This window comes from Micromonospora sp. NPDC051924, from assembly GCF_055586005.1.
Genome location: NZ_JBVJJA010000057.1, coordinates 1 through 23,919, shown reverse-complemented (window position 1 = coordinate 23,919; position 23,919 = coordinate 1). Strand labels below are relative to the sequence as shown.

The following is a 23,919-nucleotide window of genomic DNA, read 5'->3' as shown; positions in this document are numbered from 1 at the left end:
ATCGAGGCACGGGGGTGTCAGGTGTTGCTCGGTTTCACTTCATTTGAAGTTGATGAAGAATTTCTACGACAGCGCGCCGTGGACCACAAGACCCGACGACCGAACCGTTATCACCACCGGTCCGCGACGGCTGGCATAGCCTGGGCTCATGCGCCGCCTGCGGCAGCTCGCCGAGCGCACGCCGGCCGGGCGGGAGCGCTACGTCGACCTGCTCCGGGCCCTCGCGATCACCATGGTGGTGCTCGGTCACTGGGGGATCACCGTCATCGGGTACGACCGGACCGGACGGCCCACCGGGCACTCCGCCCTGGGCGACCTCCCCTGGGTCTGGCCGCTGACCTGGGTGGCCCAGGTGATGCCGGTGTTCTTCCTGGTCGGCGGGTACGCCAACGCCGCCTCGCTGACCGCCCGCACGAACAGGGGTGGCGATGCCACCGGCTGGCTGGTCGATCGCAGCGCCCGGCTGGTCCGTCCCACCACGGCGCTGCTGGTGGTGCTCGCGGTCGGCGCGGCGGTCGCGAGCCTCCGGCACGCCGACCCGGTGCAGGTACGCACCGTCGTCTGGTTCGCCACCATCCCGCTGTGGTTCCTGGTGGCGTACCTGGTCGTGGTGCCGCTGACCCCACCGATGTACGCGCTGCACCGCCGCTTCGGGCTGGCCGTGCCGGCGGTGCTGGTCGGGCTCGTCGCGCTCGGCGACCTGGGTCGGCTGCTCGGGCCGGCCGGGCTCGCCACCGCCAACTACCTCTTCGGCTGGTTGGCCGTCCACCAGCTCGGCTTCGCCTGGTACGACGCCCGCACGCCGGACCTGCCCCGCCGCCGGCGGCTGCCGCTGTCCCGACGCGCCGGGGCGGTGCTGCTGGCCGGCGGGCTGGCCGTGCTGGTGCTGCTGACGGTCGTCGGCCCGTACCCGGTGGTCATGCTCAACGTGCCGGGGACCCGGCTGGATAACGCGGCCCCGCCGAGCCTGGCGCTGCTCGCCGCGGCCACCGCGCAGCTCGGGCTGATCCTGCTGCTGCGCGGACCGGCCGAGCGGTGGCTGCGCCGGTCCGGCCCCTGGCAGGCGGTGATCGCGGCGAACACCGTGGTGCTCACCGTCTTCCTCTGGCACCTGACCGCGGCGGTGCTGCTGGTCGGCCTGCTGGACGCGCTCGGCGCGCTGCCCACCCCCCGGGTCGGCTCGGCGGCCTGGTGGGCCTGGCGGATCCCCTGGGTGCTGGCCCTCGCCGTGGTGCTCACCGCCCTGGTCGCCGTCTTCGGCCCGATCGAGGCCCGGTCGCGGCGGCACCCGCCCGGGGCCGCACCGACCCGCCCGTGGCGCACCGCGCTGGCCGTCGCCGGGTACGCGGGCATCGTCGCCGGGCTGCTGCTGAACAGCCTCACCCGCAAGGTCGCCCCCGAGCCGCTGGGGCTGCCCGCCCCGGCGCTGGTGGCGTACCTGGCCGGGGCGGGGGCGCTGCGACTGCTCAGGTCTGGGTGGGGAAGCCGAGGTTCACCCCGCCGTGCCGGGGGTCGAGCCACCGGCTCGTGACCACCTTGCCCCGGGTGAAGAAGGCGACCCCGTCGGCGCCGTGCGCGTGCAGGTCGCCGAAGAGCGAGGCCTTCCAGCCGCCGAAGGAGTAGTACGCCATCGGCACCGGGATGGGCACGTTGATCCCGACCATGCCGACCTCCACCTCGTGCTGGTACCGCCGGGCGGCCCCGCCGTCGTTGGTGAAGATCGCCGTGCCGTTGCCGTACGGGTTGGCGTTGACCAGGTCCACCGCCTCGTCGTACGAGCCGACCCGGACCACGCTGAGCAGCGGGCCGAAGATCTCGTCGGTGTAGATGGACATCTCCGGGGTGACGTGGTCGAAGAGGGTCGGGCCGAGCCAGAACCCGTCCGGGTCCCCGTCCGGGGTGACCGCCCGGCCGTCCACCACCGGCACCGCGCCGGCCGCGACCCCGGACTCCACGTAGGAGCGGACCCGCTCGGCGTGCGCGGCGGTGACCAGCGGCCCCATGTCGCAGCCGCGTCGGCCGTCCCCGGTGCGCAGGCCGGCCATCCGTTCGGCGATCTTCGCGACCAGGGCGTCGGCCACCGGCTCCACCGCGACCAGCGCGGAGATCGCCATGCACCGCTCCCCCGCCGAGCCGAAGCCGGCGTTGACCGCCGCGTCGGCGGCCAGATCGAGGTCGGCGTCGGGGAGCACCACCATGTGGTTCTTCGCCCCACCGAGCGCCTGCACCCGCTTGCCGTTCAGCGCGCCGCGCTGGTGCACGTACCGGGCGACCGGGGTGGAGCCGACGAACGACACCGCCTTCACCCCGGGGTGGTCGAGCAGCGCGTCGACCGCCTCCTTGTCGCCGTTGACCACGTTCAGCACGCCATCGGGCAGGCCCGCCTCGGTGAACCACTCGGCGAGCAGCAGCGCCGCGCCGGGGTCCTTCTCGCTCGGCTTGAGCACCACCGCGTTGCCGCAGGCGATCGCCACCGGGATGAACCAGAGCGGCACCATCACCGGGAAGTTGAACGGCGAGATCACCGCCACCACGCCGAGCGGCTGCCGCAGGCTGTACGAGTCGACCTCGGTGGAGACGTTCTCGCTGAAGCCGCCGCGCAGCGCCGAGGGGATGCCGCAGGCGTACTCGATCACCTCCAGGCCGCGCTGCACCTCGCCGGCGGCGTCGGCGAGCACCTTGCCGTGCTGGGCGGTGATCACCTCGGCGAGCCGGTCGCGCCGGGCGTTGACCAGCTCGCGGAAGGCGAACAGCACCGCCGTCCGCTTGGCCAGGGACGCGTCCCGCCAGGTCCGCGCGGCCCGCTCGGCGGCCTCCACCGCACCCGCCACGTCCGCTGCCGAGGCCAGCGCCACCTGACCGGTACGGCGGCCGGTGGCCGGGTCGAACACGTCGCCGCGCCGCTCCGAGTCGCCGGCCACCCGCTTGCCGTCGACGTAGTGCCCGATCTGGCTCATGCGGCCACCTCCGCCTCGACGGACGTACGGATCGCGTCGACCAGGATGGCCAGGCCCTCGCGGGCCTCGTCCTCGGTCAGGGTCAGCGGCGGGCCCATCCGCACCACGTTGCCGTAGAGGCCGCCCTTGCCGACCAGCAGGCCGCCCGCCCGGCAGGCCTCGAAGACCCGGGTGGTGAGCGCCGGGTCCGGGTCGGTGGTGCCCGGGCGGACGAACTCCACGCCGAGCATCAGGCCCTTGCCGCGTACCTCGGCGACGCAGTCGAGGTCGGCCGTGGCGGCGCGCAGGCCGTCGCTGAGGATCGCGCCGACCCGCGCGGCGTTGGCCTGCAGGTCGTGGTCGAGCAGGTAGTCGAGGACGGCGTTGCCGGCGGCGGTGGAGACCGGGTTGCCGCCGAAGGTGGAGAAGCTGATCGCCGGTACCGACTCCAGCACGTCCGCCCGGCCGACCACACCGGCCAGTGCGAAGCCGTTGCCGATCCCCTTGGCGAAGGTGATCAGGTCCGGGGTGACCCCGTGAGCCTGGTAGCCCCAGAAGTGCTCGCCGGTACGCCCCCAGCCGGTCTGCACCTCGTCGCTGATCAGCAGGATGCCGTGCTCGTCGAGTACCTTCTTCCAGGCGGCGAAGAGCCCGTCCGGGCCGTGCACGAAGCCGCCGACGCCCTGGATCGGCTCGGCGATCAGGCAGGCCACGTCGCCGGAGGTCTGGGTGGCGAGCACCTCGCGCAGGTCCTCCACCGCGGCGTCGATCCGGTCGCCCTCGTCGAGGCGGGCCAGCAGGCCGCGCAGCCGCTCGCCGGAGTGCAGCCAGGCCACCTGCAGCGGGTTGAGGGCGCTGGCCGACCAGCTCCGGTTGCCGGTCACCCCCATCGCCGCGTACGAGCGGCCGTGGTAGCTGTTGCGCACGGCGAGGATCTGGTGCGAGCGGCGGTGGTTGGTGGCGACCAGCAGCGCCGCCTCGTTCGCCTCGGTGCCGGAGTTGGTGAAGAACACCCGAGCGTCCGGGATGCCGGAGACCCGGGCCACCTTCTCGGCCAGCTCCACCTGCTGGCGGATCAGGTAGAGGGTGGAGCTGTGCACGATGCCGGTACGCAGCTGCCGCTCGACCGCCTCGCGGATCTCCGGGATGTCGTAACCGATCATGTTGGTCAGCACGCCGCCGAAGAAGTCCAGGTAACTGCGTCCCTGCGCGTCGGTGACCCGGCGGCCGGAGCCGGAGACCAGCTCGATCGGTTCGGCGTAGTAGAGCGGCATCCAGGACGGGAGCACGGCCCGGTGCCGGGCCAGCAGGTCGTCGGAGGTCATTCGGCGCACCCTTCAGCGGCGGTTGGTCCTCGCACGCTCTCACCGGGTGACCGCCGGGACAACTGTCAGCCTGTAGCGCAGCGACCGTCCACGCCTGACACCACGTCAACCGCGCCACTGCGGTTTCCGGAGTCGAACGCGCTCCACGCTCGCCTTTCCGCCGGTCTCCCGGTTGGTCAACCACTCGATCCGCATCCCGTGGGCCGTCGAGGCACCACGTCACCCGCCATCGGCGCCGTCCTCCCGTCGCCGGCACCCAGCTAGCCAGGTAGCCACGATCCACAACGGCCGGTGCGCGCCCGCCGGCCGCCGGCCGCCGGTAGCATCCGCCGGGTGCGGACGACGGAGGTGGGGCTGCCGGCCGGCGCGGCGGGGACGACCGGTGCGGAGCTCGCCGCGGGGGTACGGGCCTGGGTGGAGTCTCCGCCGCTACGCGGCCTGGTCCGGCACTTCGGCGGCGACTGGCCGGCCGGGGACGTGCCGGCGGTGCTGGCCGGGCTGGACGACTTCTCCGCCCGGCACTGGGACTTCCGGGAGGGGCGGGAGCGCCCCGAGGCACGGGAGCCGGCCTTCGACCCGGCCACGGCCCGGCTGGTGCTGGCCACGGCCGACGCGCTGGGCCTGGTCCGGGCCGCCCCGCCCGCCCTGCCCGGCTACGCCCATCTGCTGGTGCTCGGCGGCCTGGCGCACGCCTGCCTGCGGCGCACCGCCTACGCCGCGCACCTGGTGCGGACCGTCGCCGGCGTCTCCGGCGAGGTGGCCGTGCTGGGCAGCTTCCGAGCCCTCTCCCCGGTCGAGTCGCGGATGCTCGCCGACGCGGGGGTGACCGACTGCGCCACCGAGGTGGACGCCCTCGACGCGGGGGTCCGCGCCGCCTTCGGGGTGACCAGCCCGAGCGAGGAGACCGGCGAGGACGCGGAGCACCCGCACCGGGCCTGGTCCTCCCGCACCTACCGCCCGGCCGGCCTGCCTCCGGTTCGCGTGCTCGCCGCCCCGTCCAGCGAGCCGGACCGGCGCCGGGCGCACACCGCCGACACCCAGCGGTTCTGGGCCGAGCACGTCCGGCTGCGCGCCGGCGACCCGGTGCTCATGGTGACCGCGCCGATCTACGTGCCGTTCCAGCACTGCGACGCGCTGCGTACCCTCGCGGTGCCGTACGCCTGCGGGATCGACACCGTCGGGGTGGACCCGTCGCTGACCGTCCTGGCCCGTGTGCCGGAACCCACCCTCACGCCCGGGCGGTACCTGCAGGAGATCCGTTCGGCGATCCGGTCCCTGCGCGCCCTGCATGCGGCGCTGACCCGGGTGCCGGTGTCCGGCGCACCGCCGGACGCCGGCCCGCGGGGTGGCCGTCGGTTGACGTAGACCGGGCCGCCGCCGTGGGTGCTGCTGACTCAGCGGAACCGGGCCCGGGCGATCGCCCGGGACACCTCTACCGGCTGGTCCACCTCCAGGACGAGCCGGTCGTACGGTTGCCCGTCCAACTCCACGAGGAGCACCTCCTCGGCCCGGTGCACACACCAGAACGAGCGCCCGGTGGACCGGGACCAGTAGCTGCCGGCCATGATCAGGCCGGGCCAGAAGGTGCCGGGCAGGCGCCAGCCGGACCCCCGGGCGTATGCCTCGGCGCGGGAGACCGGCCGGACCCCGGTGATCGCGGCGGTGGGCACCCGGACCCCGGCCGCCAGCGCCCAGAGCCGGTCGGCCCCGGTGAGCCGGACGATCAGCCGCTCCGGGTCCACGTCCACCAGCACCGCCATGATCACGAGGCTAGTCGGGCGGACCACCACCGACCAGGGCCGCGCGGCCCGGACTCAACGGGCGGTGTCGGCGACCGCTTGGGCGAACACCTCGGAGCGGTGCTCGAAGTTGCGGAACCGGCCGTAGCTCGGCGCAGCCGGGGAGAGCAGCACCACCCCGCCCGCCGGGGTGAGCTTGCGGGAGAGTGCCACCGCGTCGACCAGATCCTCGGCGATCTCGGCACGCACCGTCGACAGCCCGGCGAGCGCCTCGACGATCCGCGGGCCGCTGTCCGGGATACCGATCACCGTGATCTCCCGCTCGGCCAGGTGGTCCCGCAGCGGGGTGTAGTCCAGGCCCCGGTCGGTCCCGCCGACGATCACGGTCAGCGGCCGCCCCTCGTACGCGTCGATCGCGTGCATGGCCGCGTACGGGCTGGTGGCCAGGGTGTCGTCGACGAAGGTGAGGCCGGACGGGTCGGGGATCTCGGTGAGCCGGTGGGCCAGCCCCTGGAAGCCGGCGACCGCCACGGCGAGGCTGTCCTTGCGGCCCACCACGTCGACGTTGAGCGCGTCGAGCACCGCCAGGGCGACACAGAGGTTGCCCTCGTTGTGCCGGCCCACCAGCGGCAGCACCGCGCGGGGGAAGAGCGGCGTGTCCCGCAGGTGGAACCAGGGCGTGCCGTCCGGACCGGCGGCCACATGGGCGCTGTCCGCCAGGCCGGCGCGGACCGCCGCCCGGTCCCCCAGCTCCAGCGCGAGGCGCGGGTCGGCGCCGTTGACCACCACCGCGTGCGGGCCGTGTGCGAGCAGGTTGAGCTTGTCCCGGTAGTACTCCCGCTCGCCGCCGTGCGCGTCGAGGTGTTCCGGGAAGAGCGCGGTGACCACGGCCACCCGGGGCGAGTCGGCCAGGTCGGCGCACTGGTAGCTGGAGAGCTCCAGCACGTACAGGTCGGCCTCGGGCAGGTCGAGCAGCGGCACGCCGATGTTGCCGCCGAAGACGTTCGGCCGGTCCATCGCGGTCAGCAGGTGGCTGATCAGGCTGGACGTGGTGCTCTTGCCCTTGCTGCCGGTGACGCCCACCGTCCGGTCGGCGTGGTCGGCCATCCAGAGCGCGCTGCCCTGGGTGACGGTGACGTCCCGGCGGCGCAGCTCCACCATCCACGGGTGGGTGCTCGGCACCCCTGGCGAGCGGACCACCACCTCGGCGGCGGCCAGCCGGGCGAAGCCCTCCTCCCCGGTGACCAGCGGCGCGGCCTCGGCCAGCGGGCCCTCCCAGGGCAGGGTGAGGAAGTTGGCGCTGTCGTCGACGGCCACCAGGTCGGCCGGGCCGTGCGCGGCGATCGCGGTCACCGCGGCCCGGCCCTCCCGGCCGGCCCCCCAGACGGCGACACGACGTCCGCGCAGATCAGACAGGCGCACAGGCTCTCCTCGGGGGTTGCGACGGCGGTCGGGCGGGCATGGTCCGGCACAGCCGGACACGGCCGGACGAACCAGGGCCTAGTATGGCGTGTGCCCAACGAGCAGCTCCGGCGGATGGACGCCTTCACCTTCCCGTCCTACTCGATCGACTTCGCCACCGGTGAGGTGTTGCTGGACTACGTCCTCACCGGCCCCGCGGGCGAGCAGCGGTTCACCGAGGTGATCACCCTGCCGCTGCCGGCCGAGCCGGTGTCCGACGAGACGGCGGCCACCCTCGACCGGGTCCTCGAACTGCTGCACGTCGTGGCCGGGGTCAGCTACTACAAGGCCGCCGCGCCGCCCCGGCTGGTGCTGCCGGCGCCGCTGGGCACGGCCGCCGTCGAGTTCGTCACCGCCGTCTACACCAGGGGCCTCGCCGAGTACGCGTACCGCAACCAGCTGCCGCACGTGCTGGAGCTGCGCCCGGAGGTGCCGACCGGCGAGGTCGCCCCGCCCCGGGTGTACGACGACTCGGACCGGCGCCCGCTGTCGGCGGTCGGCGGTGGCAAGGACTCCATCGTCACGCTGGAGGCGTTGCGCCGGGCCGGCTTCGACCCGGTGCCCTTCTCGGTCAACCCGAACCACGTGATCGTCTCCGTCAACCAGGCCTCCGACCTGGTGCCGCTGGCCGCCCGGCGGCGGATCGACCCGGTGCTGTTCGACCTCAACGCGGCCGGCGCGCTGAACGGCCACATCCCGGTCACCGCGATCAACTCGCTGATCGCGGTCGCCACCGCCGTGCTGCACGGCCTCGGCCCGGTGGTGATGTCCAACGAGCGGTCGGCGTCCGACCCGAACCTGGTCTGGAACGGCCACGAGATCAACCACCAGTGGTCCAAGGGGGTGGAGGCCGAGGGGCTGCTGCGGGCGGCGCTGGCCGAGCACGCCGGGCTGACCGAGCCGTACTTCTCCCTGCTGCGGTCGCTCTCCGAGCTGCACATCGCCCGGCTCTTCGCCGAGATCGACCGGTACGACGCCGTGGTGACCAGCTGCAACGCCGCGTTCAAGCTGCGCGACGCGAGCGAGCGGTGGTGCCGCAACTGCCCGAAGTGCCGATTCGTCTTCCTGGCCATGGCCCCGTTCATGTCCCGGGAGCGGATCACGAACATCTTCGGCGGCGACCTGCTCGCGGACACCACGCAGATCCCCGGCTACCGGGAGCTGCTCGGCGTGGACGGGCACAAGCCGTTCGAGTGCGTCGGCGAGGTCGAGGAGTCCGTGGTGGCGCTGAGCCTGCTCGCCCAGCAGGAACAGTGGCGCGACGCCCCGGTGGTCCGCGCCCTGGTCGAGGCCCTCCCCGAGGCCGCCTGGACGGCCGCCGCCACCTCCGACGTCTTCACCCCCGCCGGCCAGACCTACGTCCCCGCCCCCTACGCCAAGGCGCTCACCGCCCTCACCTGAGCCGGCACCCCCGGCCGGAGCTGGCCGAACCGCCCCGTCGGCTGGTCGATCTCGACGACACTGGAGGCGTCCGTCCGCGGAGGCCCGGAAGGTGCGGTGAGCCCGATGACCCAGTCTCTCGTCGTGGCGGTCGAGCAGCGGCAGGCCGACCGCGACCAGGCCGCGGCGGTGGGCGAGGCCGAGGGACGAGCGACCCTGGCGCTGCTCCGCCAGTTTCGGGACGACGACTGGCAACGCCACACGGACGCCACCGAATGGGACGTCCGCACCATGGTCTCCCATCTCGTGGCGCAGGCCGAGGATGCGCTGAAGCTGCGCACGATGCTGCGCCGGGAACTCCTGGGACGCCTCCACCGCCGGGGAAAGATCCCCGTTGACGCGCACATGGCCGTCGGCGTCGCCGATCACCGGTCGGACCAGGGACCCGAGCTGGTGGAGCGGTTCGCGGTGCTGTGGCCGCGGGCGGTACACGCCCGTTGGCGCCGGCCCGCGCTGCTGCGCCGCGCCCCGATGAGTCTGGGGATGCCGGGGGTGCCGCGGGTCCGCGTCGCCTACCTGCTCGACGTGATCCTCAACCGCGACCTGTGGATGCACCGGCTGGACCTGGCCCGGGCCACCGGCAAGCTCTTCATGATCGCCGAGCACGACCGGGACATCGTCGCCCAGGTCATGCGGGACCTCGCGCTCCAGTGGACGGCGCCACCGGTCGCGCTGGAACTCACCGGCCCGGCCGGTGGCGCATGGCTGATCGGCTCGGGCGACCCGATGGCGGTGGTCCGCGGTGACGCGGTCGGTTACCTGCGCGCCCTGGCGGGCCGTGACGACAACGTGGACCTGGAACTCGTCTCCGGTGAACGGGCCCTCCTGGCCCGGCTCCGCCACACCCGGCTCCCCTTCTGACGCGCTGTCCGGGACTCAGGTGTCGCGGACCGCGTCCAGGGCGAGCAGCGCGACGTGCAGGGAGAGGCATGCCTCGACCGAGTCCAGGTCGACGTCGAGGATCCGGCCGATCCGGGCCAGCCGCTCGTAGAACGCCGGCCGGGACAGGTGCGCCGCGGCGGCCGCCGCCGACTTGTTCCGGCCCTGTTCCAGGTACGCCCGCAGGGTGCCGAGCAACTGCTCCCGGGGGTGCTGGGCGTCGTACGCCAGCAGCGCCCCCAGTTCCCGCTCGACGAAGGTCTGCAACCGCGGCTCGTCGCGCAGCAGGTGCAGCAGGCCGGCCAGCCCTACGTGCGGCAGCCGGAAGATCGGCAGGTCACGCCGGTCCCGGCGGGCCGCCTCGGCGATCTGCCGCGCCTCGACCAGTGAGCGGCGCGCCTCCCGCAGGCTGCCCACCCCGGACCCGGCCGCGATGATCACCGCCGCCGGACCGGTCGTGCGGGACGCGCCGTCCGTGCTCCGGGCCACGCCGGCCACCGCGACGGGTCGGGCGGTCGGGTCGGCCGGTCGGGCGGCGGGTCGGGGCACCGGCGGGCGGACCGGGGCGGCGTCGAGGCGTACCCGACGCAGCGCGGCGGCGAACGCGGCGAGCGCCTTCTCCTCGGCGGCCGGGTCGGACAGGGCCAGCAGCGCGCCCACCGCCTGGTCGTCGACGGCGCTGGTCAGGGCGGTGAGCTTGGCCTCCCGCAGGGCCTGCCCGACCGCCTCGGCGAGGTCGCGCAACCGGGCCGGGCCGGCCGCCAGACCGGCGTCGACACCAAGCCCGGCACCCTCCCCTGCCGGGTCGTCGGCCCGGTGCCGGACGACCACGCCGACCAGGTGCCGCCGGTCCAGCGGCACACCGAGCGCCTTGGCCCGCAGCGCCACCTCGTCCACCGGGCGGGAGTGGTCGATCAGGGCGGTGAGCAGGGTGCGGTGGATCTGCCGCTCCAACCCCTCGGCGTCGCGCCGGATCAGCCGACCGAGGGCGAGGGTGGAGGCGGCCCGTTCGATCAGGATGGTGAGCCGGGTGGGCGGGGTGACCGCGACCCGTCCGCCGAGCCCCGGCTCCGCCGGGGTGGGCGGCACCTCGACGGCAGGGTGGCCGTCGTCCGCGTTCCCGGTCTCCGCGCCGCCGGGTGGGCGGCCGGTGACGAGGTCGGCCACCTCCTCGCCGAACCGTGCGGGGACGCCGTCCGGCACCGGGCCGTCGCCAAGGGCCGCCGGCAGCGGGGCGGGACGGTTGGTGGTCAGCTCGCCGCCGGCCGGCCAGCGCAGCAGCAGCCGCCCCCAGTCCTGGCCCCGCGCGCCGACGGTGGTCACCAGCCACCCGCTGTCCGGGTCGTACGCGGTGCGCCCGGCGGGCCGGATCCGCCGCGAGTGCTGCTCCCAGCCGTCCAGCAGCAGCTCGGCGCTCTCCCCCGCGGGGTCGTACGCGAGCACCTGCCGGGACAGGTTCTCCAGCACCACCGGGCAGCCGGCCAGCTCGGCCGCCTGCCGGACCACCTCCGCCGGTTCGGCGCCCTCCACGGAGAGTTCGGTGAACCGCTGGTGGATCTCCTCGGTGGCGCGCAACTCGGTGAGCTGGGCGTCCACGATCAGCGCGTGCACGGCCTCGGTGATCCGGACGAACGGGGTGGCCCGGCGCAGCTCGACCAGGGGCAGGTTGCGCCGCTCGGCGGCCGCCGCCATCACCCGGGGCACCCCGCTGACGTAGCGGCGGCCCAGCTCCACCACCAGGCCGGAGACCCCGACGTCGGCCAGGTCGCCGATGAACGCGCGCAACCCGGCGTCGTCGGCGGGCAGCCCGATGCCGGTGGTCAGCACGAGTTCCCCGCCGCCGAGCAGGGTGGCGATGTCGGGCACCTCGGCCACGTGCACCCAACGGACCGGCCGGTCCAGGCCCGCGCCCCCGGCGACCAGGCGCGGGGCGCCGTGGCGCACCGGCACCAGGGCGAGCACCTCACGGACGGTAGGGAACACGGGCGACACGCTACCGTGCGTCACCGCCGTTCCCGAAGACCCCGGCCGCCCGACGGCATCTTGATCAGGTCGAGTAGCGTCGCCACGATCGTGATCAATCGGAAGGGGAGGCATGGACGGGACGACAGTCAGCCGACGGACCTTCGGGAAGCTGGTGGGCGCCACGGGGGTGGGCACGCTCGGCGCGGGGGCGCTCGGGGCGGCGCCGGCGAGCGCCGCGGTGGACACCTGGACGGCGTCGGGCACCGCGGTCAGCTCGCTCAAGGCGTTCGACGACACGATGAAGAGCTTCATGCAGGCCCGGCACATCGATGCCGGCCAGCTCGCGGTGACCTACCAGGGCCGGCTGGTGCTGGCCCGCGGCTACGGCAACAACTCGCCGCAGTACATCCAGCCCACCTCCCTGTTCCGGGTCGCCAGCCTCTCCAAGTCGTTGACCGCGGCGGCGATCGTCCGGCTCGCCCAGGACGGCAAGCTCAGCCTCGGTGACCCGATCACCAAGTTCCTCGACCTGATCCCGCCGGCCGGGCAGACCGCCGACCCTCGGCTGGGCCAGATCACCCTCTGGCGGCTGCTCCAGCACACCGGCGGCTGGGACCGGGACCTGACCGCCTTCGACCCGGTGTTCAAGGACCGGGTCATCGCCAACGCGCTGGGCGTGCCGATGGAGCTGACCCACGCCGACGTCATCCGGTTCATGTCCGGCCAGCCGCTGATGCACGACCCCGGCTCGACGGTCTCCTACAGCAACTACGGCTACCTGCTGGCCGGCCGGATCATCGAGAAGGTCACCGGCCTGCCGTACGAGACGTACATCAGGCAGACGCTGCTCGCCCCGCGGGGCATCACCCGGATGGCGAGCGGCTGGACGGTCAGCCGGCACAGCGGCGAGGTGGGCTACCACTCCCAGTACACCGGCCCGACCGTGCTGGACAACTCGGGCACCATCGTCGACGCCCCGTACGGGACGTTCAGCATGCGCATCCACGACGCCAACGGCGGCTGGCTCGCCTCCGCGGTGGACCTGGTCCGCTGGGCGGCCACCTTCGACAGTGGCAACACGGTGCTCAACAGCACCTCGATCGGCCGGGTCTTCGCGGTGCCCAGCCCCACCGGGGTGAACGCCGACGGCTGGTACTACGGCCTCGGCTGGCAGGTCCGCCCGGTCAGCGGCGGCACCGGCCGCAACACCTGGCACACCGGCAGCTTCGCCGGCACGTACAGCATCATGGTCCGCACGTACCACGGGATGAGCTGGGCGGCCGTGTTCAACCAGCGCGACGACGAGTCCGGGTTGAGCTACGGCGCGATCGACTCGGCGCTGTGGACCGCCTCCCGCGCGGTGACCAGCTGGCCGACCCACAACCTCTGGTCGACGTACTTCGGCTGACCGGCCCGACGTCGGGGGCGGCGCTCGCCGTCCCCGACGTCACAGCGGTCGTCGCGGCCCACCTCCCAGCCGGCGACGGCGGTGGCAACGACGCAAGGCGTCGATCAGTCGACGCCGAACTCCATGGCGGCCCGGTCGAGTGCCTCGTCGTCGGCGGAGGAGACGCCCCGGGAGGCGATGGCTTCCGCGCCGCCCTGCGGCATCGCACCGATCAGCCCGGTCGAGGCTGCCTGCGCGGCGCCGACCATCCGCTGGGGCGTCGCGCCGCCGACCATCCCGAGGGTGGCGTACTGCTCCAACTTCGCCCGCGAGTCGGCGATGTCCAGGTTGCGCATGGTGAGCTGGCCGATCCGGTCCGACGGGCCGAACGCCGAGTCCTCGGTACGCTCCATCGACAGCTTGTCGGGATGGTAGCTGAACGCCGGGCCGGTGGTGTCCAGGATCGAGTAGTCCTCGCCCCGGCGCAGCCGCAAGGTCACCTCGCCGGTGACCGCCGTGCCGACCCAGCGCTGCAACGACTCGCGCAGCATCAGCGCCTGCGGGTCCAGCCAGCGTCCCTCGTACATCAGCCGACCGAGGCGGCGGCCCTCGTTGTGGTAGTTCGCCAGGGTGTCCTCGTTGTGGATGGCGTTGACCAGCCGTTCGTACGCGGCATGCAGCAGCGCCATGCCGGGCGCCTCGTAGATGCCCCGACTCTTGGCCTCGATGATCCGGTTCTCGATCTGGTCCGACATGCCCAGGCCGTGCCGGCCGCCGATGGCGTTGGCCTCCAGCACCAGGTCGACGGGGCTGCCGAACTCCTTGCCGTTGATCGTCACCGGGCGCCCCTGGTCGAAGCCGATCGTGACATCCTCGGTCGGGATCTCCACCGACAGGTCCCAGAACCGGACACCCATGATCGGGTTGACCGTCTCGATGCCGGTGTCGAGGTGCTCGAGAGTCTTCGCCTCGTGCGTGGCGCCCCAGATGTTGGCGTCGGTGGAGTATGCCTTTTCGGTGCTGTCCCGATACGGCAGGCCGCGTTCGAGCAGCCACTCCGACATCTCCTTACGCCCACCCAGTTCGGTGACGAAGTCGGTGTCGAGCCACGGCTTGTAAATCCGCAGCTGCGGGTTGGCCAGCAGGCCGTACCGGTAGAACCGCTCGATGTCGTTGCCCTTGAAGGTCGAGCCGTCGCCCCAGATCTGGACGTCGTCGGAGATCATCGCGCGCACCAGCAGGGTCCCGGTCACGGCCCGGCCCAGCGGGGTGGTGTTGAAGTATGCCCGCCCGCCCGAGCGGATGTGGAAGGCCCCGCAGGTCAACGCCGCCAGGCCCTCCTCGACCAAGGCGGCGCGGCAGTCGACCAGTCGGGCGACCTCGGCGCCGTAGCTGAGCGCGCGCCCCGGCACCGAGACGATGTCGGGCTCGTCGTACTGGCCGATGTCGGCGGTGTAGGCGCAGGGAACGGCGCCCTTGTCGCGCATCCAGGCGACCGCGACCGAGGTGTCGAGGCCGCCGGAGAAGGCGATGCCGACACGTTCGCCGATGGGCAGGGAGGTGAGAACCTTGGACACAAGGAAGATTATTCGTCAGGACGCATGTTCATGCAAGCCGAAGTGGTCCACCGAACGGCGTCAGCGGCTACCCGGTGCCGAACGGTGGATCGTCGCGACCCAGTTCCCAGAACGCCACCGCCGCAGCGGCGGCGACGTTCAACGAGTCCACTCCGCGCCGCATCGGAATGACCACCCGTACGTCGCTGGCGGACTGAGCCGCCGCGGTGAGGCCCGGACCCTCGGCTCCCAGCAGCAGCGCCGCCCGCTCGCGCTGCGCCGGAGTCAACCGCTGGATCGGTACGGCGTCCGGAGCTGGCGTCATGGCGAGCACGGTGAAGCCCGCTTCCCGCACCTGGTCCAAACCCGCGGGCCAGCGCTCGAGCTTGGCGTACGGCACCGCGAAGACCTCCCCCATGCTGACCCGCACGCTGCGCCGGTACAGCGGATCGGCGCAAGACGGTGACAGCAGCACCGCGTCGATGCCGAGCGCGGCGGCCCCCCGGAAAACCGCGCCGAGGTTGGTGTGGTTGTTGACGTCCTCCAGGATCACCACCCGCCGGGCGGTGTCGAGCACCTCGGCGGCGCTCGGCAGCGGCTTGCGGTGGAACGAGGCGAGCACGCCCCGGTGCACGTGGAAGCCGGTGGCCCGCTGGAGCACCTCCGGGGTGGCCGCGTAGACCGGCGCGTCCCCCGTGTCCAGGTCGGCGAGCTGGTCCACCCGCTTCGCGTCGACCAGGTAGGACCGGGCCGGGTAGCCGGCCCGCAGCGCCCGCCGCAGCACCAGCTCCCCCTCGGCGATGAACAGGCCGTGCGGCGGCTCCCAGCGGGTACGCAGTTCGACGTCGGTCAGCGCGCGGTAGTCGGCGATCCGGTCGTCGTCGGGGTCGGTGATCTCGTGGACGGGCACCGGACGATTCTGCCTGGTCGGCCGGTCGGGCCGTCCGGCCCGGGTCGGCGGCGTGGACGCTGGCGTGTGGTCCGGGCCGCCGCGCGGGGCCCGGTCACGCCCGGACGTAGCGCAGCAGCACCGACCGCCCATCGAAGGCCCGGCTCTCCGCGAGCCGCAGGTCGAGCCGGTCGGTGTCCGGCAGCACCCGCTTGCCGCCGCCGAGCAGCACCGGGTGCACCACCATCTGGTACTCGTCGATCAGGCCGAGCGCGCTCAGCGCGGCCGCGGCGCCGGTACCGCCGGTGAGCAGCAGGTCGCCGTCGATCTGCTCGCGTACCTCGGCGACCTCCTTGGCGAGGTCGCCGCCGCCGACCACCCGGGCGTCCCAGTCCGCGCCGGTCAGGGTGCGGGAGACGACCACCTTCGGGGTACGCCGCCAGATCGGCGCGAACGCCAGGTTGTGCGGGTGGTCGGACATCGACTCGGCACGCGGCCAGTACCAGGACATCATCTCCCAGACCCGGCGGCCGTAGGCGAACGCGCCGGCCCGCTCGGTCAGCCCGATGGAGTATGCGGACAGCTCCTCTCCCATCTCCGGCCAGTCGAACTCGCCGTTCGGCCCCTCGATGAAGCCGTCGACCGACTGGTGCACCCAGTAGATGATCTTTCCCATGGCGTGCTCCTCCGCGTACCGGTGCGCCCCGGCGGGCGCGCTCACCGGTGGGTCGGAGCCACCGCCCACGATCCGACAGCCGGCCCGAACTTTCCTGCCACGGATTTGCCCCGGTCGGCTACCGTCCGACGGCATGCCCCGTCCCGTGATGATCGCCCTGGTGGGCGTCGACGGCTCCGGCAAGAGCACCCAGGCCCGGGCTCTGGCCCGACGGCTGTCCGCGGGAGGCGTGCCGGCGACGTACTTCGAGAACGCCGGCGGCCGGCCGCTGTGGAACCGGCTGGCCCGGGCGCTCGGCCGGGCGGACGGGGTGGCGCTGTTCGGCCGTACCCTCTATCCGGTGCTGGAGGCGACGGTCCGCGCGGTGGCGATGGCGCGCACGGTGCTGGTGGCCCGGCTCTCCGGGCGGGTGGCCGTGCTGGACCGGTGGACCTGGTGCCAGGAAGTGATCATGGCAGCCCGGGGCGATCGGGGACGGCGGGCGGTCCGGACGGCGTACGCGGTCTTCCCGCGCCCGACGGTGGTCTGCTTTCTGGCGACCTCGCCCGCGGTGGCGCAGCGGCGGGTGGCGGAACGCGGCATCGACACCGAGGAGCTGGCGCACCTGCGGGCGCTGGACGCGGCCTACCGGGCGCTGCCGGAGTACGGGTCCTTCGTGGTGCTGGACGGGGACGGTGGGCCGGATGAGGTGGCGGCGGCGCTGGATCGGGCGGTGTCGCCGCTGGTCGGGCACTAGATTCCGATCATGGAGTACCGCCTGGAGGACCGGCTGCCCACGGTCGAGGAGTTCGTCGCCGTCACCACCGCGGTCGGCTGGACCGACGCGTACGACCCGGCGGCGATCCCGGCGTCGCTGGCCGCCTCGCTGCACGCCGTGGTGGCGGTCGAGGGCGACCGGGTGATCGGGCTGGGTCGGCTGGTCGGCGACGGCGCGATCTACTACTACCTGCAGGACCTGGCCGTCGTGCCGGAGCGGCAGCGGCGTGGGGTGGGCGCGGCGATCCTCGGCCGACTGGAGGAGTGGATCGCGGGACGAGCCTCGTCCCGCACCTTCGTCGGCCTCTTCGCGGCCGGCGGGTCGGTCGCCCTCTACCGCCGCTTCGGCTACGCCGTGCACGACGACATGACCGGCATGTTCCGCGTCGGACCCCGCTGAGCCGAACACGCGACGGCCGGCCGCCCGGTTACCGGACGGCCGGCCGTGGCGCTCCTTGTCAGCCCCGGCCGCGGCCCTGGAGCCAGCGCAGGATGTTGCCTGGGAGGTTCTGGTCCTGCTGCTGCTGTCGCTGCGGCGGCGGGGTCGGCTGCGGCTGCGGGCGCTGCGGGTCACCGGCCAGCTCCCGGCTGGGCGTGGTGAAGTCCTTCACCGGCTTGCCGTCCACCGCGGTGCGGATGGTCCGGGCGACCGCGTCGATGACCCGGGCCTGCACCGCCGAGCCGACCAGGTCGGTGGAGTCGTCGGGGTTGGCCGCGATGCCGGCGACCGCCACCTGGGGGGTGAACCCGACGAAGGTCTCGGTAGCGTTCTGCTCGGAGCTGCCGGTCTTGCCGGCGACCGGCCGGCCGACGATCCGGTCCACCGAGGTGGCGGTGCCGCCGTTGCACTGCCCGTACGCCGACTGCTGGCCGACCGGGCAGCGGGCCGCGTCGGTGGCGGCCCGGGCCACGTCGGTGTCCAGCACCTTCTTGCAGGAGGGCTGGCCGACGTCGACCTTGTCGCCGTTGGCCGCGGTCACCGAGACCACCGGCTGCGGGGAGCAGTACGTCCCCTCGGCGGCCACGGTCGCGTACGCGTTGGCCAGGTCGAGCGGGGTGGTGGCGGCCACGCCGAGGGTGAAGGCGCCCCAGTTCGCGGCGTCGTTCTTGGCGAACTCGGCGTCCGAGCCCGCCCGGAAGGTGATGCCGAGCCGCTGCGCCATCTCCACCACCTTGTCCTCGCCGACCTGCTCGGCCAGCCAGACGAAGTAGGTGTTCACGGAGCGGCCGAAGCCGTCCCACATCATCCGGTAGCCGTCCATCCACTGCGGGTTGGCGTTGGCCGGGCACCACTTGCCGTCGCAGTTGCCCTCGGCGTCCGAGGCGTACCGGGTGGGCAGCTTGGCCGGGGCGTCGAAGCCGGTGGAGAGCGTCTTGCCCGACTCGAGCGCGGCCAGCATGGTGAACAGCTTGAAGGTCGACCCGGCCTGGTAGCCGGCGACGCTGTCGCCGCCGGAGATCAGCGGGTTGACGGTGTTCGGGTGGTTGGCCTGCCCGGACGGGTTGGCGGCCAGGCTGTAGTGCCGATTGACCGCCATGGCGAGCACCCGGCCGGTGCCCGGCTCGACCGCGGCGATCGGCAGGGCGCGCTTGTTGTCGTACCCGTAGACCTTGGTGGCCTGCTGCTGCGCGGTCTGCTGGATCTTCGGGTCCAGCGTGGTGATCACGGTGTAGCCGCCCCGGCGCAGCGCCTGCTCGCGCTCCTTGACGGTGTTGCCGAAGGCCGGCTGGCCGAGCCACCACTGGCGCAGGTAGTCGCAGAAGAAGCCCCAGTCGTCGTGCCCCTGGGCGACCGCGGTGCAGCCGTTGGGCTGGGCGGTGGGATGCAGGGCCAGCGGCTCCGCCTTGGCCGCGGCGGCCTGCTGCGCGGTGATGGCGTGGGTCGCGACCATGGAGTCGAGCACGTACGCCCGGCGCTGGAGCGCCTTGTCCTTGTCCCCGTCGATCGGGCTGTACTCGTCGGGCGACTGGACCAGGCCGGCGATCAGGGCCGCCTCGCCAAGGGTCAGGTCGGCGGGGGCCCTGCCGAAGTACCGCTGGCTGGCCGCGGCCACGCCGTACGCGCCGGAGCCGAAGTAGGCGATGTTGAGGTAGCGGTTGAGGATCTCGTCCTTGCTGAGGCTCTTCTCCAGGGCGCCCGCGTACCGGACCTCCTGGAGCTTGCGCCCGACGGTCTGCTCGGTGGCCGCCTGCCGCTCCTCGGCGGTGCGGGTGGAGTCGGTCTTGAGCACGTTGCGGACGTACTGCATGGTCAGCGTGGAGCCGCCCTGCTCGGTGCCGCCGCCCTTGACGTTGGCGACCAGCGCGCGGGCGATGCCCCGCAGGTCGGCGCCGCCGTGCTGGTAGAACCGGCGGTCCTCGGCCGCGACGATCGCCTGCCGCATCACCGGCGCGATCTCGGCGAGGGACACGTCGGTGCGGTTGACGTCGTAGAACGTGGTGATCAGGGTCTTGCCGTCGTTGGCGTAGAGGTAGGAGCGCTGGGGCTGCGCGGGGGTGCGCAGCGCGGCGGGCAACTCCGCGTACGCGCCGAGGACGGACTTGGTGACGAACCCGCCGAGCAGGTTGCCGGGGAGCGCGGCGACCGCGAGGACGAGCCCGGCGAGGACGCCGGCGAGCAGCACGGTGAAGAGCCGCGACAATGGCGACCGGGGAGACGGCATGCACCCCAGGATTACCGCGAAAGCCGCCAATCGGCCAGCTCGCCAGCCAACTGTCAGTTACCTCACGGTGACCTCTCAGCAACCGCCCGCCCGGCGAACCTCGCGATCGGCCCGGCCGGGCCGAAAGTCAGCTCGGCAGCGGGCCGTTGGGCGGTGGGGCGGGGGTGGCGGCCACGCTGGCGGCGACCGCGTCGCGGGCGATGACGGCCGGGACCAGGCGGCCCGAGCGGTAGCCGATGCCGATCCCGGAGATCAGCACGAAGATCGCCCCGAAGGTCTGCAGCGAGCCGATCAGCGCGCCACCCAGGCCGAGCAGCGGGGCGGCGATCATCAGCATGATCCCGTCCCCGTAGGAGAACATCCCGGAGCGGGCCACCGACCAGCCGGTGAGGAACCACCCCACGCTGTACCAGGTGGCCCCGAACAGGACGAGGCTCCGCGCGGTGACGCCGAAGACCGGCGTCTGCTCGGCCAGCCCGGCGAAGGGCAGCATCAGCACCATCCCGCCGATGCTCGCCAGCAACCCGGCGAGGGCGACTCGTCGGCACCGGGTGGCGGCGAGCAGGCCGGTGAGCGCCAGCAGCGCGAGCAGCCCCAGCCACACCGCGGCCACCCAGCCCACCAGGTAGACCGGCTGGCCGTCGGCCGGGTACGGGTCGTTGCCCACCCCGCCGTCGCTGGCCATCGCCACCAGACCGTAGAGGATCGCGTACGCCGGCAGCAGCCAGACCGCCGCGCGGGCGAACCGGCGTACCGACCAGGCCCAGGTGGCGTCAGTGGCCGGGGCGCCCGGCCCCGGCTCGGAGACGAACGGCAGCACCCCGAACCCGCCCCCGGTACGTCGGGTGCCCAGCGGTCCGGCGGGGTCGTGCGCGCCGGGAACCTGCTCTCCCGAGAACAGTTCCTTGGAGAACAGCCGGTTCGCCGGGTCCTTCATGCGTCACCTCGCTCCGCCAGCGGGCGGTGTGGGACGCACGCGGCGCCCCGGTCCCTGCTCACCACCCGGCCCTCAGACCGATCGTGGCAGGCACCGGGGCGCCGCATGAGGCTTTCTCGCATTTGCCGTCCGGAGCCGGACGACGTCCGTGCTCAGCCCCGTTCGCGCTGGTCCGTGGGATCGTGGAGCAGGCTCTCCGGGGACACCGGCTCGGGGGCCGGCAACCCCTGCGGGGCGTTACCGCCGGTGGCCTGCGCCTCCGCGACGCGTACCTCGTCGTGGATCTCCTGTGCGGCGCTGGCGGCGGCGTGGGCGGCCTCGGCGGCCTCCCGCTCCACCTCGCCGGCGCTCTTGCTGGCCTCCGGCGACGGCACGTCGCCGACCATGCCGGCCAGGCCGCCCAGCGCGCCGCCCATTCCCTCCAGGGCCTTGGTCAGCTCGGCCGGGACGATCCAGACCTTGTTGGCCGAACCGTTGGCGATCTGCGGCAGCGCCTGCAGGTACTGGTAGGCGAGCACCTTCTGGCTCGGGTTCGCCTGGTGGATCGCGTCGAAGACGGTGCGGATCGCCTTGGCCTGGCCCTCCGCCTGGAGGATCCGGGCCTGCCGGTCGCCGTCGGCGCGCAGCACGGCGGCCTGCTTCTCGCCCTCGGCGGTGAGGATCTGCGACTGCTTGAGGCCCTCGGCGTTCAGGATCGCGGCGCGGCGGTCCCGCTCGGCGCGCATCTGCTTCTCCATCGAGTCGCGGATGCTCGGCGGCGGCTCGATCGCCTTGATCTCGACCCGGGTGACCTTGATGCCCCACCGGCCGGTGGTCTCGTCCAGCACCCCGGAGAGGTGCCGGTTGATCTCCTCACGGCTGGTCAGCGCCCGTTCCAGGTCCAGCGAGCCGATCACGTTGCGCAGCGTGGTGACGGTGAGCTGCTCGATGGCCTGGAGGAAGTTGGAGATCTCGTAGGTGGCGCGGACCGGGTCGACCACCTTGAAGTAGAGCACCGTGTCGATCGAGACGACCAGGTTGTCCGAGGTGATCACCGGCTGCGGCGGGAAGCTGACCACCTGCTCCCGCATGTCGACCTTGGTGCGCACCGCGTCGATGTAGGGCACCAACAGGTTGAGCCCCGGGTTGAGGGTCCGCTTGTACTTGCCCAGCCGTTCCAACACGTCCTGCCGCTGCTGCGGCACGATCCGCACCGCCTTGACCAGCGTCACCACGACGATCACCGCGACGGCGATCAACAGGACCGCTGCAAATTCCATACCGTTCACCTTTTCGCTTCGGGCAGTCCGCCCGGGCTGGAAATCTCGTCCTGCCAGACCAGGGCGGTGGCGCCCCGGACCGTTATCACCTGCACCCGCTCACCGGCGGCGTAACGTCGCGTCGCGTCGTACGACCGCGCGCTCCACAACTCACCATCGATCTTGACCAGTCCCCGCTCGGCGTCGACCGGCTCCAGCACCAGGGCCGTGGCCCCCTCGAGCGCCTCGACGCCGAAGGCGTGCTCGCCGCCCTCGAGCGCCGAGCGGGCGTGCCGCTGGATGACCGGCCGGACCACCGCCACGGAGAGCGCGGAGACCACGGCGAAGACCAGCGCCTGAAGCGCGACCGGGGCGCCCAGCGCGGCGGCCCCGGCGGCGGCGAACGCCCCGGCCGCGAACATGATCAGGAAGAGCGTCGTCGTGAAGATCTCGGCGACCGCCAGCAGCACACCCAGCACGATCCAGAACACGGCGTCCACCCTTGAATCGTGACACGCCGACGCACGCCGCACCGACCCGAAATGATCACCTAAGCTCGGCACCGCGCCGACGACCACCGAGGAGGACGCCATGGCCCTGCTGCCCGAGACCGCCCGACGAGTGGACCTGCTGGTCGCCGGGGCCCAGGCCGAGGGGCGCGGCCCCTCGCTCGCCCTCGGGGTGGTCCGGGACGGCGACCTGGCGCACGTCGCGCTCGCTGGCGAGCAGCCCCGCCCCGACGCCGACCTGCAGTACCGGATCGGCTCGATCAGCAAGACCATGACCGCCGTGCTGGTGATGCAGCAGCGCGACGCCGGCCGGCTGGCCCTGGACGATGCGCTGGACAAGCACCTGCCCGGCACCCCGGTCGGCGCGCTCACCGTGCGGCAACTGCTCGGGCACGCCAGCGGCCTGCAGCGCGAGCCGGACGGGGACTGGTGGGAGCGGACCGAGGGCGCCGACCTGGCCACCCTGCTGGCCGGGCTGACGCCGGAGAAGATCGCCCACCCGCCGCACCACGTCTACCACTACTCCAACCTGGCGTACGGGTTGCTCGGCGGGGTGCTGGAGCGGATCACCGGCACGCCCTGGGCCGAACTGCTCCGCGAGCGGCTCCTCGAACCGCTGGGCATGCGCCGGACCACCTACCATCCGACCGAGCCGTACGCCCGCGGCTACGTGGTGCATCCCTGGCACGAGACGCTGCGCGAGGAGCCGCGTACCGACACCGGGGCGATGGCGCCGGCCGGCCAGCTCTGGTCCACCGTGGCGGACCTGTCCCGCTGGGCCGCGTTCCTGGCCGACCCGGATCCGGCGGTGCTCGCTCCGGCCACCCTCACCGAGATGTGCGCACCGGTGGTGATCAGCGACCTGGACTCGTGGACCGGCGGGCACGGCCTCGGCGTGGAGCTCTACCGGGTCGGCGAGCGGGTGTACGTGGGCCACGGCGGCTCGATGCCCGGGTACGTCGCCGGCCTCGCGGTGCACCGGCCCAGCCGCACCGCCGTGGTCGACTTCGCCAACTCGTACGGCCTCAGCCGCGGGCACCACATCGTGGGCCTGGCCCGCGAGGTGCTCACCCTGGTGCTCGACGACGAGCCGCCGGGGCCCACCCCGTGGCGCCCGGCCGAGCCGCCGGCCGCCGACCTGGCCGAGCTGACCGGCCGCTGGTGGTGGATGGGTGGCGAGTACGAGTTCCGCATCGATCCCGCCGGCGACCTGGTAGGCGGCCTGGTCGGCCGGCCGACGCTCCGGTTCAGCCCGGAGGGCTCGGACCGGTGGCGGGGCCGCTCCGGTTCCCAGGACGGCGAGATCCTGACAGTGATCCGCGACGAGTCCGGCCGCCCGGCCGCCCTCGACATCGCCACCTTCGTCTTCACCCGCACGCCCGACCAGGAGCCCTGACCCGTTGCTGATCTTCTAGTCGAATATCAGCATTCCGGGTGTTTCCACTCGGAGGGTCCGTGACGGTGTCATCGAAGCGTGAGGGCTTCGGTGTCCTGATGACGGTCTCGCGTTTCCTCCTGCCGCTGGTGTAGCAGGATTGCGCCACCTGCCCGCCCACCCGTGGC

The 23,919-nt window shown here is 73.1% G+C and carries 20 protein-coding genes; 8 read left to right on the top strand and 12 right to left on the bottom strand.

The genetic code is table 11. The features are described 5' to 3' along the window. Positions 1-148: 148 nt before the first annotated feature. The gene (locus ACZ6S5_RS30545; protein ID WP_466005691.1) at positions 149-1,531 is read left to right on the top strand and encodes an acyltransferase family protein; all 1,383 of its coding nucleotides are present in this window, start codon (positions 149-151) and stop codon (positions 1,529-1,531) included. Here ACZ6S5_RS30545 and ACZ6S5_RS30540 read toward each other — a convergent pair. Both ACZ6S5_RS30540 and ACZ6S5_RS30535 read right to left on the bottom strand, forming a co-directional pair. Further along, positions 1,467-2,957 carry a CoA-acylating methylmalonate-semialdehyde dehydrogenase gene (locus ACZ6S5_RS30540; protein ID WP_466005690.1) on the bottom strand — a complete coding sequence of 497 codons (1,491 nt, stop codon included), beginning with the start codon at positions 2,955-2,957 and terminating at the stop codon, positions 1,467-1,469. The two genes, ACZ6S5_RS30545 and ACZ6S5_RS30540, sit on opposite strands and share 65 nt — an antisense overlap. Further along, a complete protein-coding gene (locus ACZ6S5_RS30535; protein WP_466005689.1) occupies positions 2,954-4,261 on the bottom strand; it encodes an aspartate aminotransferase family protein in 1,308 nt (435 codons plus the stop codon). The genes ACZ6S5_RS30540 and ACZ6S5_RS30535 overlap by 4 nt, the downstream gene beginning before the upstream one ends. A gap of 333 nt (positions 4,262-4,594) precedes the next feature. Here ACZ6S5_RS30535 and ACZ6S5_RS30530 point away from each other — a divergent pair, with 333 nt between their 5' ends. Further along, complete coding sequence (locus ACZ6S5_RS30530) at positions 4,595-5,626, top strand: hypothetical protein (protein ID WP_466005688.1); 1,032 nt, start codon at positions 4,595-4,597, stop codon at positions 5,624-5,626. 29 nt (positions 5,627-5,655) lie between these two features. On the opposite strand, the gene ACZ6S5_RS30525 is transcribed toward ACZ6S5_RS30530, so the two are convergent. Both ACZ6S5_RS30525 and murD read right to left on the bottom strand, forming a co-directional pair. Further along, the gene (locus tag ACZ6S5_RS30525) at positions 5,656-6,021 is read right to left on the bottom strand and encodes a hypothetical protein (protein ID WP_466005687.1); all 366 of its coding nucleotides are present in this window, start codon (positions 6,019-6,021) and stop codon (positions 5,656-5,658) included. Between the two features lie 54 nt (positions 6,022-6,075). Continuing rightward, positions 6,076-7,422 (bottom strand): UDP-N-acetylmuramoyl-L-alanine--D-glutamate ligase, encoded by a 1,347-nt coding sequence (gene murD, locus ACZ6S5_RS30520; RefSeq protein ID WP_466005686.1) that lies wholly within the window; start codon positions 7,420-7,422, stop codon positions 6,076-6,078. 90 nt (positions 7,423-7,512) lie between these two features. Here murD and ACZ6S5_RS30515 point away from each other — a divergent pair, with 90 nt between their 5' ends. Next, a complete protein-coding gene (locus ACZ6S5_RS30515) occupies positions 7,513-8,862 on the top strand; it encodes a MurL-like N-terminal domain-containing (RefSeq protein ID WP_466005685.1) in 1,350 nt (449 codons plus the stop codon). A gap of 105 nt (positions 8,863-8,967) precedes the next feature. Beyond that, entirely contained in the window at positions 8,968-9,762 is a 795-nt protein-coding gene (locus ACZ6S5_RS30510) for a maleylpyruvate isomerase family mycothiol-dependent enzyme (RefSeq protein WP_466005684.1), read from the top strand. 15 nt (positions 9,763-9,777) lie between these two features. Here the strand turns inward: ACZ6S5_RS30510 and ACZ6S5_RS30505 are convergent, their stop codons facing one another. Further along, positions 9,778-11,763, bottom strand: a complete 1,986-nt coding sequence (locus ACZ6S5_RS30505; RefSeq protein WP_466005683.1) for a PucR family transcriptional regulator — start codon at positions 11,761-11,763, stop codon at positions 9,778-9,780. A 112-nt stretch (positions 11,764-11,875) separates the two neighbouring features. Here ACZ6S5_RS30505 and ACZ6S5_RS30500 point away from each other — a divergent pair, with 112 nt between their 5' ends. Beyond that, on the top strand, positions 11,876-13,153 hold the full coding sequence (locus tag ACZ6S5_RS30500) for a serine hydrolase domain-containing protein (RefSeq protein WP_466005682.1): 1,278 nt from the start codon (positions 11,876-11,878) through the stop codon (positions 13,151-13,153). Between the two features lie 104 nt (positions 13,154-13,257). On the opposite strand, the gene argG is transcribed toward ACZ6S5_RS30500, so the two are convergent. The 3 genes from argG to ACZ6S5_RS30485 form a co-directional block, all read right to left on the bottom strand. Further along, positions 13,258-14,709 carry an argininosuccinate synthase gene (gene argG / locus ACZ6S5_RS30495; RefSeq protein WP_466005681.1) on the bottom strand — a complete coding sequence of 484 codons (1,452 nt, stop codon included), beginning with the start codon at positions 14,707-14,709 and terminating at the stop codon, positions 13,258-13,260. 67 nt (positions 14,710-14,776) lie between these two features. Then, positions 14,777-15,598: a TrmH family RNA methyltransferase gene (locus tag ACZ6S5_RS30490; RefSeq protein ID WP_466005680.1), complete on the bottom strand. Its 822-nt coding sequence runs from the start codon at positions 15,596-15,598 to the stop codon at positions 14,777-14,779. A 94-nt stretch (positions 15,599-15,692) separates the two neighbouring features. Next, on the bottom strand, positions 15,693-16,253 hold the full coding sequence (locus ACZ6S5_RS30485) for a dihydrofolate reductase family protein (RefSeq protein WP_466005706.1): 561 nt from the start codon (positions 16,251-16,253) through the stop codon (positions 15,693-15,695). 133 nt (positions 16,254-16,386) lie between these two features. On the opposite strand from ACZ6S5_RS30485, the gene ACZ6S5_RS30480 reads away from it, so the two are divergent. Then, entirely contained in the window at positions 16,387-16,989 is a 603-nt protein-coding gene (locus ACZ6S5_RS30480; protein ID WP_466005679.1) for a dTMP kinase, read from the top strand. A gap of 9 nt (positions 16,990-16,998) precedes the next feature. Further along, positions 16,999-17,409, top strand: a complete 411-nt coding sequence (locus ACZ6S5_RS30475) for a GNAT family N-acetyltransferase (protein WP_466005678.1) — start codon at positions 16,999-17,001, stop codon at positions 17,407-17,409. Between the two features lie 58 nt (positions 17,410-17,467). Here ACZ6S5_RS30475 and ACZ6S5_RS30470 read toward each other — a convergent pair whose 3' ends face one another. From ACZ6S5_RS30470 to ACZ6S5_RS30455, 4 genes are all read right to left on the bottom strand, one after another. Then, positions 17,468-19,672, bottom strand: a complete 2,205-nt coding sequence (locus ACZ6S5_RS30470) for a transglycosylase domain-containing protein (protein ID WP_466005677.1) — start codon at positions 19,670-19,672, stop codon at positions 17,468-17,470. Positions 19,673-19,799: 127 nt separating this feature from the next. Further along, a complete protein-coding gene (locus ACZ6S5_RS30465) occupies positions 19,800-20,609 on the bottom strand; it encodes a hypothetical protein (RefSeq protein WP_466005676.1) in 810 nt (269 codons plus the stop codon). A gap of 152 nt (positions 20,610-20,761) precedes the next feature. Then, entirely contained in the window at positions 20,762-21,868 is a 1,107-nt protein-coding gene (locus ACZ6S5_RS30460) for an SPFH domain-containing protein (RefSeq protein ID WP_466005675.1), read from the bottom strand. 5 nt (positions 21,869-21,873) lie between these two features. Further along, on the bottom strand, positions 21,874-22,347 hold the full coding sequence (locus ACZ6S5_RS30455) for an NfeD family protein (protein ID WP_466005674.1): 474 nt from the start codon (positions 22,345-22,347) through the stop codon (positions 21,874-21,876). A 91-nt stretch (positions 22,348-22,438) separates the two neighbouring features. Here ACZ6S5_RS30455 and ACZ6S5_RS30450 point away from each other — a divergent pair, with 91 nt between their 5' ends. Next, positions 22,439-23,752 carry a serine hydrolase domain-containing protein gene (locus tag ACZ6S5_RS30450; protein WP_466005673.1) on the top strand — a complete coding sequence of 438 codons (1,314 nt, stop codon included), beginning with the start codon at positions 22,439-22,441 and terminating at the stop codon, positions 23,750-23,752. Positions 23,753-23,919: the final 167 nt, after the last annotated feature.

What these genes read in the sequence shown, in the direction of transcription:
- ACZ6S5_RS30545 (WP_466005691.1), top strand. Translation starts at nt 149, where the DNA reads ATGCGCCGCCTGCGGCAGCTCGCCGAGCGCACGCCGGCCGGGCGGGAG.
- ACZ6S5_RS30540 (WP_466005690.1), bottom strand. Translation starts at nt 2,957, where the DNA reads ATGAGCCAGATCGGGCACTACGTCGACGGCAAGCGGGTGGCCGGCGAC.
- ACZ6S5_RS30535 (WP_466005689.1), bottom strand. Translation starts at nt 4,261, where the DNA reads ATGACCTCCGACGACCTGCTGGCCCGGCACCGGGCCGTGCTCCCGTCC.
- ACZ6S5_RS30525 (WP_466005687.1), bottom strand. Translation starts at nt 6,021, where the DNA reads ATGGCGGTGCTGGTGGACGTGGACCCGGAGCGGCTGATCGTCCGGCTC.
- ACZ6S5_RS30510 (WP_466005684.1), top strand. Translation starts at nt 8,968, where the DNA reads ATGACCCAGTCTCTCGTCGTGGCGGTCGAGCAGCGGCAGGCCGACCGC.
- ACZ6S5_RS30500 (WP_466005682.1), top strand. Translation starts at nt 11,876, where the DNA reads ATGGACGGGACGACAGTCAGCCGACGGACCTTCGGGAAGCTGGTGGGC.
- ACZ6S5_RS30485 (WP_466005706.1), bottom strand. Translation starts at nt 16,253, where the DNA reads ATGGGAAAGATCATCTACTGGGTGCACCAGTCGGTCGACGGCTTCATC.
- ACZ6S5_RS30480 (WP_466005679.1), top strand. Translation starts at nt 16,387, where the DNA reads ATGCCCCGTCCCGTGATGATCGCCCTGGTGGGCGTCGACGGCTCCGGC.
- ACZ6S5_RS30475 (WP_466005678.1), top strand. Translation starts at nt 16,999, where the DNA reads ATGGAGTACCGCCTGGAGGACCGGCTGCCCACGGTCGAGGAGTTCGTC.
- ACZ6S5_RS30470 (WP_466005677.1), bottom strand. Translation starts at nt 19,672, where the DNA reads ATGCCGTCTCCCCGGTCGCCATTGTCGCGGCTCTTCACCGTGCTGCTC.
- ACZ6S5_RS30465 (WP_466005676.1), bottom strand. Translation starts at nt 20,609, where the DNA reads ATGAAGGACCCGGCGAACCGGCTGTTCTCCAAGGAACTGTTCTCGGGA.
- ACZ6S5_RS30460 (WP_466005675.1), bottom strand. Translation starts at nt 21,868, where the DNA reads ATGGAATTTGCAGCGGTCCTGTTGATCGCCGTCGCGGTGATCGTCGTG.
- ACZ6S5_RS30450 (WP_466005673.1), top strand. Translation starts at nt 22,439, where the DNA reads ATGGCCCTGCTGCCCGAGACCGCCCGACGAGTGGACCTGCTGGTCGCC.